The sequence below is a fragment of the Exiguobacterium sp. s75 genome (genome assembly GCF_018617145.1).
Classification (GTDB): domain Bacteria; phylum Bacillota; class Bacilli; order Exiguobacteriales; family Exiguobacteriaceae; genus Exiguobacterium; species Exiguobacterium profundum.
In genome coordinates this window covers 22,160-35,414 of record NZ_JACSJQ010000001.1, presented here as the reverse complement: position 1 = coordinate 35,414, position 13,255 = coordinate 22,160, and the positions used below count along the sequence as shown (strand labels likewise).

Below are 13,255 nucleotides of genomic sequence, written 5' to 3'. Positions count from 1 at the left end.
GCGGGATGTCCTTCTTTTTATTTCAATCGATTCAAGTAATAGCGTGTGACCATGACAGACAAGACCAATCCGACCGCCGCATCCCATGTGGCACCAAAACCGATGGATGCAATCGCAAGAACGACGGACTGGATGACGAGCAGTCGCATCGCCCACCACGAATACCCTGCGATTCGCTCATCGCGTGTGATTGGAAGCCAGGAAACGATGGAAACCGCCTCTAACCGTTTAAATAACGGAACGAGCTGCAACGCGGTCAAGCCTACGAAGAGCGGCGTGACCAATCCGACGTACCATCCTCCCGACATCCACATGACAATGAGCGCCACCACTGTCAAGCGAAGAATCAAATCAAGTGAGTCGTTCGAACGGAGAATGCGAAGTCCGTACACGTAACGCGATGCATCTACGCGCCGTAGGACCCGATTTTCTAGAAGCCGCGTCAACACCCGGCGCTCTCGAACCTCTTCTTTCAAGGTCGGCAAATCGACGAACCAGCTGATCACTCGTTCAAACTGAGCCCGACTCTTCTCCTCAAGCACCAACCAGTGTAAGAGTGGGATGCGCTCGTTTCGTTTCACATGTAAGAAAATGAACGGCATGAACGCGGGCACCCATGCCCACGCTGTCCAATCCATTAAAAGACAAGCGCCGCTCACGAGCGCAAACGGTAGGATTGTCCATTCACGTACGCCTTCCACTTTTGCCAAACGACCTGCAGCTGACAACATGACCATCGTCACGACGACGGATAACACTTCGATACTCGTATAACTCTCTGTCCGTACGAGGAGCGGTAGTAAAACGAGAAGGACGAGCAATCCACGCAATGCAGCAAACACGAGATTAAATAAACGTACCCCCACCATATAAGAACGAATATCCCCTAACTCCGGAAGCAAAAATACTTGATCCGCCTCTTGAATGAACGTTCGCGGGCGATGACCGAGTGGCATGAGCAATAGGACCCCCGCGGCAATCCACGTTCCTGGGAATGTCCCATCGATTCGTTCTAAGAAGTTATTGTAGACGAACGCCCCGTAAATCAAGGTGAAATAGAGCGTGAACAACAGTCCCCCGTTCGCAACGTAGCGGCTGTACTTGACGACCTCTTCCATCCAGGTTCCGAACCTTGCTGTAAATCGATTCATGACGACCGTTCCTCCGAAGCGATTGCTTCTACATATATATCATCAAGTGTCGCATCAGGCGACAATCGATACACGTTGCGCAACTCGGCCGCTGTTCCGCTCGCGATGACGACTCCTTGATGAAGGAAGACGAATCGGTCGCAGTGCCGCTCCGCCGTCTCAAGGATATGGGTGGACATTAAAATCGCGCAATCTTGTTTATATTCATCAAATAATTGAAGCAACTGACGAATGGCTAGTGGGTCTAGACCAACAAATGGTTCATCAACAATCAAGAGCGGCGTTTTCGTCACGAGCGCACACAAGATCATCGCTTTTTGACGCATCCCTTTTGAAAAGACGGAAGGGAACCAGGCGAGTTGCTTTTCCATCCGCATTTCTTTCGCCAAACGTTTCGTTCGCGCAGCCAACTCGTCTGGATTCACATCGTACGCCTTCCCCATCAATTCAATATGTTCTTGCAACGTTAACGTTTCATACAAAATCGGTGTCTCCGGTATGTAACTCACTTTCTTACGATAATTCTTTTCGGAAGAATCTAATGTTTCGCCATCAATTTCGATTTTTCCGGAGAGGGGTGACAATAATCCTAAAATGTGTTTGATTGTCGTCGACTTTCCAGCTCCGTTTAGCCCTATCAACCCGACGAGTTCCCCTTTTTTTACTTCAAACGAAATGTCATGCAAAACTTGTTTACCGAAATATCCGCCGTTCAATCGATCGACGTGCAGCATGAAAACCACACCTTTCATTTTCATCTTTTTTTCGTGGTATATGTTTTAAATGTTGTCACATGGGAATAATCTGAACTGTAAGGCATTTTAAAATAAAACATCAATACTTCCATTGTTCCACAAAATCGTTGTAAAGAACAATGGGAAAACAGAGGAAGGAGAATGATTTATGGGGTTTATTCTTTATTTGATTATCGGGGGTATCATCGGTTGGTTAGCAGGATTGATTTTAGGTAAGGACGTACCAGGTGGAATCATTGGTAACATCATCGCGGGGATTATCGGTGCATGGTTGGGTGGACTTATCTTTGGTGACTTCGGACCAATCGTTGCGGATATCGCGATTATCCCGGCTCTAATCGGTGCGATTATTTTGATCTTGATTGTATCATTCGTTATGAAATCAATGCGTAAAAAATAAGATTATGTATCGGAGGGGCTTCCATTACGGAATGTCCCTCTTTTTTCATTGGATCAATAAATACATCGTGTCGTTCTTTTCGATAAACTGTTTTTCGGTTTCAAGACCAAAGAACGTAAAGAATGATTCGAAGAACGATTGACCGTAATCCCACTCTGTTCCGAGCGGGTGTTCCGATTTCGTTTTCGGTTCACCGAGGAGGGCAATCAAATCATCCGGTCGTTTATCGAGGTCGACCTGAATCGATTCCACTTCCTCATCTTTAAACGTGACAGTCAATCGCTCATAGTCCCATTTTCCTTCACGCTTTCCAGCTGGTTCACCAAGCGTTTCTTGAACCTGCTGACTCGACTGTCCAATTAACGAATCGACCGTTTCGAGTGAATGACCCGTTTGCGCCTCCACTTCAATTTCAATCAACTCAGCCCGCTTCAAATCAAATTGTCCGGCAATGGCTTCGTTCGATTCAGGCATAAGCGCATACTCAATGGATTTAGAAGATATCAATTGAATCGTTTCGGTTTCCGTGACCGTCTCTCCATTTGTCACCGCTACCGCTTTGACATCATATTGTCCCGGCATCTGTTCAAACGATAACGTATCATCGGCTTCATCAATCCGTCCTACCTGTTGCCCATCAATCCAAATATTCGTCAATGGGACGTCCGAGGTCACATCAATTTGTTGTGGGAGTAGTTCAATCCGATAGTCAGAAAAGCCATATCGCCCTTCCCCCGTATCGATCAAACGAAATAATCCGTCCGCCTCCATTCCCGATGTTCGGTCGGCCCGGTCTTTCGCAACTTCTGCGATGGCCTCTCCTCGAATGGACTTTTCAGCGTTCAACCACCCCATGAATCGCAGAGCCTCCGCTCGCGATAAAGGTTCTCCAAGATATTCGACTTTTTCTTCAAAAAAGGTACGGTCTTCTTCTAATAAGGCCTCTTTGAACGCGACGTGAATTTTATCTTGTTCTGCCGCCGGCTTGTATGCATATATATAGAAAACAATGGCTCCAACTAAAATCGTTAAACTAGATATCAACAGAAAGACTTTCGGACTCCGTTCTTTTTTTCTACTTCTCGTATATGGCATGTGCTCACCTCCTTTGCTCTCACTTATCTTCTATTATAGAGGGAATCCATCTCGCTTCCTATCGTTCTTGCGCCCGAACTTCCGTGTTATGATGGAACAGAAACGACATTTAAGAATGGAGGAATGAAGATGCACACAGATCCGACCTGTATCTTTTGTAAAATCGCGAAACAAGAAATCCCATCTTATCGGGTATATGAAGACGAAGCGGTCGTCGCTTTCCTCGACCTCTCTCAAGTGACGAAAGGACATACGCTCGTCATCCCGAAACATCATGCGAAAAACGTATATGAATTGCCAGAAGACGTGGCAGCAGACGTCTTCAAACGCGTCCCTACCATCGCCAAAGCGATTCAACGTGAAACGGGTGCCATCGGAATGAACGTCTTATCGAATGCCGAGGAAGTTGCCGGACAAACGGTGTATCACTTCCATATCCATTTGATTCCGCGCTTTGGACACGAAGATGGATTCGGTGCGAAGTGGATTACACAAAACGACGCTTTCACGTCAGAAGAACTCACTACCCTTGCATCAAATATTCATGCCCACGTATAAACAGAAAGAGACCCGTCATCGACGGGTCTCTTTTATGATTGATTGATTGAGTCACGATGGCGTTTTCGTTCCTCTTCTAGTTGCGCCCGCTCGACCTGAAGCTTGATTGCCACTTCATATAACTGTTGACGCGTCTTGACAGATGTCGCTTGTTCAAATTCTTTTCGTAATTCTGTTAGACGGGCATCTATTTCAAACATCCGCTTTTCTCGCATCGATTCTTCACGTGCCTGTTCCGTTTGCTTCGACGCCTCGTATCCCGCCTCTAGTGTATTCATAATGGATTCGGCCCAAGTGTCATCTCCCAGTCGTTTCGCAGCGAGATACAGGTCAAGCATGTCATCTACCCAACGCTTCGCTTTCTCCACTGAGGATCACCTTCCTTTACCTGTATTTTAAAATAAAATGATTTTTCGGTCAAAAATGAATGTTCTGAAAAATTTTATTTGCGATATAGGTTTTTAATCACTCTTTTTTGGTAAAATAATATGAAAAGAATGTAATTCTGATTATCCGAGCTTGAGGAGGGGAATGAATTGTCGAGTCGCCAACGTCGAGATTGGATTGCTTTCGGCTTTGTTTTAGCATTTTTAGGAGTCGCCACGGTGAAGAAACTGGCGCGAGGAACTGCAAATGATGCCGCTGCTCAACAACATCGAGCATCTACAATCACTACGCTAAAAGAACAATTTGGGAATGTGGCGAAACATGCATCGCAGGTTGCCGCCGCAGGAAAACTGCAAGGAAAAGAATTGACTGACCAAGTGAAAGCCGAAGTCGAACGCTATCAACAAGACATTCAGCCTTCAGTCGAGCGCATCCAAGGGAACCTTCAGGAACTCTCGAACGTACAGTCTGCTATGACTGACAAAACCGTCAATCAAACACAGTGAGTGTTTGAGGTCATCGTCCGTCGATTACATTTGACTTTTTATCCGGAAAGGATGGATCGAGATGGAACACGAAAAAGAATTCACTGGCCCTGAGGCCATGCTCTATAGCCACAAAATCATTCAATTGAGTAAGGCTTTGTGGAAAACCGTCGAAAAAGACTGGCAAAACTGGATCAAACCGTTCGACTTAAATATCAATGAACATCACATCTTATGGATTGCCCACGCTTTAGGCGGTGCATCGATTTCAGAAATTGCGAAATATGGCGTCATGCACGTCTCGACTGCTTTCAACTTCTCGAAGAAGTTAGAAGATCGTGGATTACTTACGTTTTCTAAAAAAGAGACGGACAAACGAAACACGTACGTTCAATTGACACCTGAAGGCGAATCGTTATTACTCGAAACGATTCACGCATTCGACCCAGAAGGAAACGGCGTATTCCACGCTTCCCTTCCGCTTCAAGAACTATATGGAAAGTTCCCTGACTTAACAGATATGACGGCTATCGTACGTCGCTTGTATGGGGATAACTTTATGGATATCTTTGCGGAAACGTCAAAAATGATCACAGAAGAGGCAGGCAGACGCCCTGATGAGGATGAACTCAGTCAAGAAGCCTGACCTGCCGATAAAGTGGTTCTGTGACATCTAATGCGATTCCTTGTCGGACGCATGCCTCAAGAATCGTTTTGACGTCAAGTCTCACATCTAACATACCTGCAAAATGGACGAGCAATGGTTCTATGGACGTATATCCGTAGCGCAATTGCTCGTTTTGCTGCGCCCGAATCTCCTCAAGCAATTGATAAAATGACTCGACTTCTTGTTTCGTCAAATTCGCTCGAATCACTTCATATTCGAACGGACGGTCTGTCCAATCGACAATCTCGAGTAAGATCTTCATCTGATAGGCTAAATGCTCGACCTTCTCCTCTAGTGACACTTCCCTCACCCCATCATTTCACATTCTATTTCATCATTATACGACAGGATTGTGTGCTATGATACTGTACAGACAAGAGAACAGCTGTCATGATTAGGAAAATGTGATATAGTCGGACTTAGAAACTTTAAAGAATTATTAGGGGTGGAATACATGTCAAACGGAATGACGAACGAACCAAAAAAGCAAGATAAAAAATTCTCAACTGGCGCACTCGTGGGTGCATCTGCAATCGCACTCATCATCGGTGCTGGCGGTACGTATGCGGCAACGAACGCAGGCGGCGGAGAGTCAGATAATTCAGCAGTCGTCACATATAAAGGCGGCGAAATCACACGCGGTGAAATCGCGGATATGAGCTATGATCGCATGGTGCCACAACTCGCATTCCAAGAGACGATGAATGCACTTCTTGAAAAAGAATACGGTGACCAAGTCGACCAAGAAAAAGTAGACGAAGAGTTCAGCAAGACAGAAGAACAGTTCAACTCAGAAGAAGAGTTCGAACAAGCGATTCAACAAGCCGGCATGAGCGGTACGGAAGAGTTCAAAGAAGCGCTTCGCGGACAGATGCTCGTTGACGCTGCGAAATCGAAACTTGTCGATGTGACCGATGAAGAAATCGAAGCACAGTTCGCAAAAGAGAACGTGGAAGTGGAAGCTAGCCACATCCTCGTTGAAACTGAAGAAGAGGCACAAGACATCATCAAAGAGTTGAATGACGGTGCAGACTTCGCTGAACTTGCGAAAGAAAAATCAACGGATACTGGTTCAGGTGAAAAAGGTGGAGAACTCGGTTTCTTCTCTGCTGGCGCGATGGTACCTGAATTCGAAGAGTATGCATTCAAAGAAGATGTCGTTGGTAAAATCTCTGAGCCGGTTCAATCTCAGTTCGGTTTCCATGTCATCAAAGTGACAGACCGTAAAGAGAAAGATTTGAAACTCGAAGACGAGAAAGATCGCATTCGTGAAGAATTGGCAGCTGAAAAATCAGCTTCTGTCGATGCAAACAAAATTTACGCGGAGTTGATTGAAAAATACAACGTTGACGTAAAAGATGCAAAAGCAGAACAACAATTTGACGCTGTTAAAGAAGCGATTAAAAACGCAGACGAATCTTCAGAAGAACCTGCAGCAGAATCAACTGAACAATAATCAAAAAGGGGCACTCCAGCAACGGAGTACCCCTTTTTCGTTGGTCACCTGTTATAGATTCGGGCGATAGAAGGCACGGTTATCGAGTGCCATGACACGCTCCGTGAATGTCCCCGGCTCGACCCCTTCATACGCTTTTTCAAACATATTCATGCGCGCATCAATGTTATCAATAAAGAATAACATCTCCGCTTCAGGCAACTGTGGCGTATTCGCAGATCCCCATTCCGGCTTCCCGTGATGGCTTAAGACGAGATGTTGCAACAGTGTCGTCACTTCACGGTCCGTTCCCAGTTCCCGTGACACGACTTCAAGCTCCGATGCCATGAGTGACAAATGACCGAGTAATTTTCCTTCAAGTGTGTATTCTGGCGTAATCGCATCAGACAATTCGATGACTTTCGCTAAATCATGCAAAATGACACCTGCAATCAAAAGATCACGATTCAAGGATGGATACAGTTCACACATCGTATCCGCGAGCTTCAACATCGACATCACATGAAATGCTAGTCCTGAATAGACCGCATGATGATGTCGAACGGCAGCCGGGTACGTAAAGTATGCCTCTTCGTGACGATTGACGACTTCCTCGACAAGACGGCGAATCTCATCGTGTTGAAGTGACGTAATGAATCCACGAATCGTCGTCTCGAGCTCTGACTTCGGAATGGGAGCTGAGCGGACGTACGGTGCGATATCCACTTCCTGCTCGATGATCGAAATTTGTTTTAGTTTCAACTGGGTGCGCCCGCGATAGTCCATCACTTCACCGGCCGCATGGACGATTTTTTTCGTCGCATACTTCTCAGTATCGGCACTATCCCATAATTTCGTTTCGATTTCACCACTCTCGTCGCAAAGGATTAATGTTAAATAAGGTTTTCCGTTCCCGGCAAGTCCCTTATACGATTGTTTGATCATGACATATTGGTCTAGCGTGTCGCCCACTTTGAGCTGACCGATTTTTGTCGTCAATGAAAGCACCTCTCTCTTGTTCAGTACCTTCATCTTAACGAAAGTTTGCGACAGATGCCAACATTCCTGACAATTTGGGAATACTATCAATATAGTGAATTGGAGGAATGGATGATGGAATGGGATTGGTATACACGACCGGAAGATTATGTGCATGTTGATCAGCAATATGCCCAAGCCTCTACGTATTGGCTTGAACAATTGACGACTTCGAATGTGACGAAGATTGTCGTCGAAAATGGATATATGTATGGTTCACTCACGCTCGACTATGAACAGTTAGAACGGGAGCCACAAAAAATTGGACACTACTTCATTGGGCCTGATTTTTTATGGACAATCGGCTTTGATGATTTGCACCATGAGTCCGTTCTTGCCAAACAATGTGATTCTCCGATCGAGGCGTTTTACGAGTTGCTTGCCGAACGGATGAACAACTACTTTCATGGCATCGATGAATTTGAAGAACGATTGATGGCCGCTCAAAGGGAAATGACGGGACAAGTTCCCGCTACGTTCATGAATGAGATTTTTGGTCTTCGCAGTGAGATCGAACGGTGGTCCGATACGGTCACCCCATATAAGGAGCTTGTCATGGCGGGACGAGAGGCTTTTTTAACGATCGATTTACAGCAGTTGAAGTCGTATCAACTTGCCGATTATCGAGTCAGTCGATTGCTGACACTCATCAATCATTATCAAGAAGACGTGATTGCGATGACAGACCTCGCCTCCACCCTGTCAAACTTCCGAGGGAACGAAATCATGAAGGCGCTAACCGTCTTCACCGCGCTGACGACTCCCGTCGTTGCATTCGGTGCGGTTTGGGGAATGAACTTTAAAAACATGCCTGAACTGGAATGGCCGCTTGGATATGGATTCGCCTGGCTCATGATTCTTCTCTTCACGCTCATCATCCAAGTGTGGCTGAAACGGAAGAATTGGATTGGCTCATTGCTACAGTTTCCGAATCAAACGACTTCAACGAAACATCGGGCAAAACAAAATTCTCAAAAAACGAACAAAAGTTCGGTATAATGAAAAAAAAGTGATTCACACAAGAAAGGTGATGTTATGGAACGACTCATCATTCATGTGGACATGGACGCATTTTATGCCTCTGTCGAGCAGCGTGACCATCCTAACTTACGAGGAAAGCCCGTCATCGTAGGAGGCCCACCCCACAGCCGTGGGGTCGTTGCGACATGTTCCTATGAGGCGAGGAAATACGGCGTACACAGCGCGATGTCATCACGTCGCGCTTTTGCCTTGTGTCCCCATGCGACGTTTGTCAAACCACGGTTTCAGGCCTATCGACAAGTCAGCGCACAAGTGATGGAGATTTTTAAGTCCGTCACACCGCTCGTCGAACCACTCTCGCTCGATGAGGCTTATCTCGATGTGACGGAGAATTCGTTATTGAGCACATCTGGACCCTTTATCGCCCGGTATATATTAGGCGAAATTAAGCGTCGCACCGGTCTCACCGCGTCTGCCGGAGTCGCACCGTCAAAGTTTGTCGCGAAAATCGCTTCAGGATTTGAGAAACCAAATGGACTCACCGTCGTCCCGCTTGATGAAGTGGCAACCTTTCTCGCTCCCCTCTCCATCGAAGCCATGCATGGCGTCGGAAAAGTGACCGCTCAAACACTTTATAAAAGTGGCTACCATACGATTGGTGACCTTCAACAAACTCGTCCCGAGCAACTGAAAGCCATCTTTGGACACGATCGTGGGCAACAACTGTATGAACTGGCACATGGACGCGATACGCGTCCTGTCGTGGCCACGCGGGAGCGTAAGTCGATTGGATCAGAAACGACGTTCGCATTTGATATCGATGACCCGGAAGAAGTGTTCGAACGGGTCATTCCGGAGATGGAGAACGTATTGCGTCAGCTCGATCGCCGCGACTTGAGCTGTCAAACGGTCACCATCAAAATAAAGACGAGCGAGTTTCAGGCTCGGAGTCATCAAATCAAATTAAACCACCCGACGCATGACCATGATGAGATTAGACGACTTGCTAGACGTCTTTTCGACGAGATGAACGTCACCGAGCCCGTCCGCTTGATCGGACTGACCGTATCCGATTTGATTCCCCGAACTGAATCGACACGACAGCTGACATTCGACGAACTGACAAAACCTTCTCTTGAAGAATGAATGACCATTCATTAAAATGAAGAAAAGGGGGTCGTGTGAATGGAAACATACACGGTAACAGGATTTGAAAATGATGGCACGCTCGTATTGAATGAAATGTTCGAAGCAAGCGACGATCAGTCGGCCAAACAAAAAGGGCTCGACATGCTTCGTGCTGCTGGACATGAGCATAAAGGGGCTCGTATCGTACGACGGGGGCAACTCATCTACTTCGAGCGTTGCAAATTACCGGGGAAACTGAAAGGGACGGCATCTTAACAAAAGTAGACCAGGACAATGATTGTCTTGGTCTACTTTTCATTCACCATATTTTTCATTCCACGCATCCTGCCATTCTTGAAGATCGGGGTGAATATCCTCAAGCGATTCTCCGCTCAAACTATATCCGTTCCCTGAACCTGATCCGTCTGTCACGGGGAATGATGTCCCGCCGATGACCTTTCCATCCACAATCATTACCGAGACAGCAGTCTGTCCTGCGGGAGATTGCTCACCAATCGGATGATCTTCCACCGTAAAGTTTTCGTAGTAGATGGTCTTACCGACGTATTCATCCGGTGATACCGGTTGTAGTCCCCAAACGTTCCGTTCACGATCCTCTGCCAGTTCCTCTAAGGTCAAGGTACTCGTATGCTCGCCTTCATAAGAGACAATCGGGTACTGTTGTTCCTCGAGATACGCTTCGGCCACCTGCCCGTTCTCCGTCATCTCCAGTTCTGATTCAGTTTCCATCTCTTTCCCACACGCAACAAGAAACAGGCAGAAGAATACAATCATCCATTTTTTCATCATCGTCCCCCCCTTTCATCTCCTGATTCCTCTATTTTCGATACTTGTCCCCAAAAATCCTATTCAAAATGGGAAGAGGATGAGAATCATCAGAATTCCTATAATTCCCGTGATGAGTTGCAACGGCACACCGACTTTGACAAAATCCATAAATCGATAGTTGCCGATACTAAAGACCATCGCATTTGTCGGAGATCCGAACGGGGTCATAAAAGCGAGTGACGCCGAGATGGCGACCGCAACGACGAATGGAGCCGGACTGACAGACATCGATTCGGCGAGTGCAATCGCAAGGGGGACGAACAAAATAGCGGTCGCTGTATTCGAGATGATTTGACTAAGAATCATGGTGGAGACGAATAAGACGACGAGTACCCAAGTGGGACCAAAGTCGGCAAACGTCCTTTCAATCCATGCAACGACCCATGCCATGATTCCCGCCTTTTCAAGCGCTGTACCTACCGGGATCATGGCCGCAATCAAGACGAGCGAGGACCATTGAATGGATTGATAGGCGACGTCCATCTGTCGGACAGCTCCACTCAACACCATCGCTAGCGCAGCCAGCCATACGGCAACGGTCGGGTCAACCCATTCGAACATGAACAGGAGCAACAACGTGAGCATGATGATACCTGCTGCGAGCTGATGACGCCCGGATACGACTCGATTGGCCACCTTGGTCACCCGTTCATTCGACAACAGGTCATGTGTCTCTTGCTCCATCCGCTCTAAATCATCCCAAGTCCCTTGTACCATCAACATGTCCCCTTGTTTCAATGGCGTGTCTTTCAATCGCACGTGTGCAATCTCTTCTTGTGGTCGGATGACTTTTAAGACATTGACATGAAACTGATTACGTAACTGACTCTCACTGATTCGCTTCCCGATTAGTCGACTCACCCCTGGGACCGTGAACAGGAGAACCCCTCCGGTTCGATCATCTATACGGGTGGCCTCAATCGGTTCAAATGGAATCTGTTCTTTTTCGGAAAAGTTCCGAACGTGCCGTTCCTCGCCGCTGACAAGTAATTCCCCGGGACGTAGTACGGTGTCCGCATGAGCCGTCTCATGATGGTGTCGTCCATGAACTCGTTCCTTCAAGACTATAACCCCTTCATGAGACCATGGAAGGTCACGTAACTGTTTCCCAATTAACGGATGACTCTTTGCAATCGACATCACATAGACGTTTGGACGCAATGGCTCACTCACCTCCGTTTTCGACCACTGTTTCGCCCCACCTTGATCGAGTAAGCGGTTCCCGATTAGCCGGAAATAAATCAGTCCGATCACCATCACGACCAGACCAATTGGAAACAATGAAAAGAATCCGAGCGGTTCATTTGTGATGCCACGGAGCGCTCCTGCCGCAACAAGATTGGGAGGAGTCCCAATCAGTGTCATCGTTCCACCAATGCTAGAAAAAAAGGCGAGTGGCATGAGATAAGAATCCGTAGACTGTTGGATTTTTCGTGCCATTACCATCACAACGGGAATGAGCAAGGCGACGGTGCCCGTATTGGACATGACACTCGACAAGAGCGTCACCGTCAACATAAACAGGTAGAATAATCGCGTCGCACTCCCGCCCGCGTATGGAATAAGTAAAGAAGCCAACCGTTCCGCCAGACCAGAATGAAACAATCCCGCTCCGACCACGAACAGTCCAGCAATCATCAAGACGACCGGATTGGAGAAACCAGCCATCGCTTCACCTGGCGTCAATTGCTGTGTGAGCACGAGGCAAACGAGTCCAATCAAGGCCACCACGTCCGCCCGTAACCATCCTGCTATAAAAAAGAAAATCATCCCTAAAAGGATTATCACCGTGATCATGCTGATTCACCCTTTCAATATTGTCACAACTTCATTATAACCCACTTTATGTAAGCGCTTACTTCAAGCGTGTGACAATCTCATCAACAAAAAAACGGATGGCTCAATAGCCATCCGCTCATCATTTCTTATTGAACTTCGTTTTCGTTCACCATCGGCGCGTAAAGCTCCTCAAGTGGTTTCATGATGATTTTCGTCACTTCTGTGACGAGTTGGTGCATGCGTTGCTCTTCTTGCATAAGCTCCATGATCAATTCGTTCTGTTGAACGTTCATCATTTTCGTTTGTGCATCCATCATTTCCTGCTCAGAGATTTCCTCTCCTTGCATCTGCTTTTGTTGAAGCGTCATTTGGATGTTACGGAAGTCAGCGAACAACTGGTTCGCTTCCGCATCCGCATTGACACGATCGTATAAAGAAGAGAGTGTTGTGAACTCTTCAGAATCGCGAAGTGCTTTCTCCAATTGGTAAGCTTGGTCGTACAAGTTTGTTTGTGACATGTAACGTCCTCCTAAATGCTATTAGGGTT

17 protein-coding genes are annotated in these 13,255 nt (G+C 46.8%); 8 read left to right on the top strand and 9 right to left on the bottom strand.

The window, feature by feature from the left end:
• Positions 1 to 17: 17 nt before the first annotated feature.
• Positions 18 to 1,151 carry an ABC transporter permease gene (locus KNO68_RS00250; RefSeq protein WP_215111893.1) on the bottom strand — a complete coding sequence of 378 codons (1,134 nt, stop codon included), beginning with the start codon at positions 1,149 to 1,151 and terminating at the stop codon, positions 18 to 20.
• Positions 1,148 to 1,885, bottom strand: a complete 738-nt coding sequence (locus KNO68_RS00245; RefSeq protein WP_251024805.1) for an ABC transporter ATP-binding protein — start codon at positions 1,883 to 1,885, stop codon at positions 1,148 to 1,150. The genes KNO68_RS00250 and KNO68_RS00245 overlap by 4 nt, the downstream gene beginning before the upstream one ends.
• Before the next feature lie 169 nt (positions 1,886 to 2,054).
• Between KNO68_RS00245 and KNO68_RS00240 the strand changes: the two genes are divergently transcribed.
• A complete protein-coding gene (locus KNO68_RS00240) occupies positions 2,055 to 2,306 on the top strand; it encodes a GlsB/YeaQ/YmgE family stress response membrane protein (RefSeq protein ID WP_031421191.1) in 252 nt (83 codons plus the stop codon).
• Positions 2,307 to 2,351: 45 nt separating this feature from the next.
• Here KNO68_RS00240 and KNO68_RS00235 read toward each other — a convergent pair whose 3' ends face one another.
• Entirely contained in the window at positions 2,352 to 3,401 is a 1,050-nt protein-coding gene (locus tag KNO68_RS00235; RefSeq protein WP_214685818.1) for a hypothetical protein, read from the bottom strand.
• 129 nt (positions 3,402 to 3,530) lie between these two features.
• Between KNO68_RS00235 and KNO68_RS00230 the strand changes: the two genes are divergently transcribed.
• A complete protein-coding gene (locus KNO68_RS00230; protein ID WP_015880936.1) occupies positions 3,531 to 3,959 on the top strand; it encodes an HIT family protein in 429 nt (142 codons plus the stop codon).
• A gap of 32 nt (positions 3,960 to 3,991) precedes the next feature.
• On the opposite strand, the gene KNO68_RS00225 is transcribed toward KNO68_RS00230, so the two are convergent.
• On the bottom strand, positions 3,992 to 4,327 hold the full coding sequence (locus tag KNO68_RS00225) for a hypothetical protein (protein WP_078146420.1): 336 nt from the start codon (positions 4,325 to 4,327) through the stop codon (positions 3,992 to 3,994).
• 168 nt (positions 4,328 to 4,495) lie between these two features.
• On the opposite strand from KNO68_RS00225, the gene KNO68_RS00220 reads away from it, so the two are divergent.
• Positions 4,496 to 4,852 (top strand): hypothetical protein, encoded by a 357-nt coding sequence (locus tag KNO68_RS00220; RefSeq protein ID WP_015880934.1) that lies wholly within the window; start codon positions 4,496 to 4,498, stop codon positions 4,850 to 4,852.
• A 61-nt stretch (positions 4,853 to 4,913) separates the two neighbouring features.
• Positions 4,914 to 5,477: an HTH-type transcriptional regulator Hpr gene (locus KNO68_RS00215; protein WP_078146419.1), complete on the top strand. Its 564-nt coding sequence runs from the start codon at positions 4,914 to 4,916 to the stop codon at positions 5,475 to 5,477.
• Here KNO68_RS00215 and KNO68_RS00210 read toward each other — a convergent pair.
• Positions 5,461 to 5,799, bottom strand: coding sequence for a DUF1878 family protein (locus KNO68_RS00210; protein WP_237708238.1), 339 nt, complete (start codon positions 5,797 to 5,799; stop codon positions 5,461 to 5,463). The genes KNO68_RS00215 and KNO68_RS00210 overlap by 17 nt on opposite strands.
• A gap of 153 nt (positions 5,800 to 5,952) precedes the next feature.
• Here KNO68_RS00210 and KNO68_RS00205 point away from each other — a divergent pair, with 153 nt between their 5' ends.
• Entirely contained in the window at positions 5,953 to 6,954 is a 1,002-nt protein-coding gene (locus KNO68_RS00205; RefSeq protein ID WP_015880931.1) for a peptidylprolyl isomerase, read from the top strand.
• A 51-nt stretch (positions 6,955 to 7,005) separates the two neighbouring features.
• Here KNO68_RS00205 and KNO68_RS00200 read toward each other — a convergent pair whose 3' ends face one another.
• On the bottom strand, positions 7,006 to 7,965 hold the full coding sequence (locus KNO68_RS00200) for an HD domain-containing protein (RefSeq protein WP_051829364.1): 960 nt from the start codon (positions 7,963 to 7,965) through the stop codon (positions 7,006 to 7,008).
• Positions 7,966 to 8,046: 81 nt separating this feature from the next.
• Here KNO68_RS00200 and KNO68_RS00195 point away from each other — a divergent pair, with 81 nt between their 5' ends.
• The 3 genes from KNO68_RS00195 to KNO68_RS00185 are packed head-to-tail and all read left to right on the top strand — an operon-like array spanning position 8,047 to position 10,356.
• Positions 8,047 to 8,970: a magnesium transporter CorA family protein gene (locus tag KNO68_RS00195; protein ID WP_214685814.1), complete on the top strand. Its 924-nt coding sequence runs from the start codon at positions 8,047 to 8,049 to the stop codon at positions 8,968 to 8,970.
• Between the two features lie 36 nt (positions 8,971 to 9,006).
• Entirely contained in the window at positions 9,007 to 10,098 is a 1,092-nt protein-coding gene (gene dinB, locus KNO68_RS00190; RefSeq protein ID WP_215111892.1) for a DNA polymerase IV, read from the top strand.
• Between the two features lie 39 nt (positions 10,099 to 10,137).
• Positions 10,138 to 10,356, top strand: a complete 219-nt coding sequence (locus KNO68_RS00185; protein ID WP_015880927.1) for a YhzD family protein — start codon at positions 10,138 to 10,140, stop codon at positions 10,354 to 10,356.
• Between the two features lie 39 nt (positions 10,357 to 10,395).
• Here the strand turns inward: KNO68_RS00185 and KNO68_RS00180 are convergent, their stop codons facing one another.
• From KNO68_RS00180 to KNO68_RS00170, 3 genes are all read right to left on the bottom strand, one after another.
• Complete coding sequence (locus KNO68_RS00180) at positions 10,396 to 10,887, bottom strand: hypothetical protein (RefSeq protein ID WP_215111891.1); 492 nt, start codon at positions 10,885 to 10,887, stop codon at positions 10,396 to 10,398.
• A gap of 63 nt (positions 10,888 to 10,950) precedes the next feature.
• Positions 10,951 to 12,726 (bottom strand): SLC13 family permease, encoded by a 1,776-nt coding sequence (locus tag KNO68_RS00175; RefSeq protein ID WP_215111890.1) that lies wholly within the window; start codon positions 12,724 to 12,726, stop codon positions 10,951 to 10,953.
• Between the two features lie 128 nt (positions 12,727 to 12,854).
• Positions 12,855 to 13,226 (bottom strand): YlbF family regulator, encoded by a 372-nt coding sequence (locus KNO68_RS00170; RefSeq protein ID WP_015880924.1) that lies wholly within the window; start codon positions 13,224 to 13,226, stop codon positions 12,855 to 12,857.
• Positions 13,227 to 13,255: the final 29 nt, after the last annotated feature.

What these genes read in the sequence shown, in the direction of transcription:
- KNO68_RS00250 (WP_215111893.1), bottom strand. Translation starts at nt 1,151, where the DNA reads ATGAATCGATTTACAGCAAGGTTCGGAACCTGGATGGAAGAGGTCGTC.
- KNO68_RS00245 (WP_251024805.1), bottom strand. Translation starts at nt 1,885, where the DNA reads ATGCTGCACGTCGATCGATTGAACGGCGGATATTTCGGTAAACAAGTT.
- KNO68_RS00240 (WP_031421191.1), top strand. Translation starts at nt 2,055, where the DNA reads ATGGGGTTTATTCTTTATTTGATTATCGGGGGTATCATCGGTTGGTTA.
- KNO68_RS00235 (WP_214685818.1), bottom strand. Translation starts at nt 3,401, where the DNA reads ATGCCATATACGAGAAGTAGAAAAAAAGAACGGAGTCCGAAAGTCTTT.
- KNO68_RS00230 (WP_015880936.1), top strand. Translation starts at nt 3,531, where the DNA reads ATGCACACAGATCCGACCTGTATCTTTTGTAAAATCGCGAAACAAGAA.
- KNO68_RS00215 (WP_078146419.1), top strand. Translation starts at nt 4,914, where the DNA reads ATGGAACACGAAAAAGAATTCACTGGCCCTGAGGCCATGCTCTATAGC.
- KNO68_RS00205 (WP_015880931.1), top strand. Translation starts at nt 5,953, where the DNA reads ATGTCAAACGGAATGACGAACGAACCAAAAAAGCAAGATAAAAAATTC.
- KNO68_RS00200 (WP_051829364.1), bottom strand. Translation starts at nt 7,965, where the DNA reads ATGAAGGTACTGAACAAGAGAGAGGTGCTTTCATTGACGACAAAAATC.
- KNO68_RS00195 (WP_214685814.1), top strand. Translation starts at nt 8,047, where the DNA reads ATGGAATGGGATTGGTATACACGACCGGAAGATTATGTGCATGTTGAT.
- dinB (WP_215111892.1), top strand. Translation starts at nt 9,007, where the DNA reads ATGGAACGACTCATCATTCATGTGGACATGGACGCATTTTATGCCTCT.
- KNO68_RS00185 (WP_015880927.1), top strand. Translation starts at nt 10,138, where the DNA reads ATGGAAACATACACGGTAACAGGATTTGAAAATGATGGCACGCTCGTA.
- KNO68_RS00180 (WP_215111891.1), bottom strand. Translation starts at nt 10,887, where the DNA reads ATGAAAAAATGGATGATTGTATTCTTCTGCCTGTTTCTTGTTGCGTGT.
- KNO68_RS00175 (WP_215111890.1), bottom strand. Translation starts at nt 12,726, where the DNA reads ATGATCACGGTGATAATCCTTTTAGGGATGATTTTCTTTTTTATAGCA.
- KNO68_RS00170 (WP_015880924.1), bottom strand. Translation starts at nt 13,226, where the DNA reads ATGTCACAAACAAACTTGTACGACCAAGCTTACCAATTGGAGAAAGCA.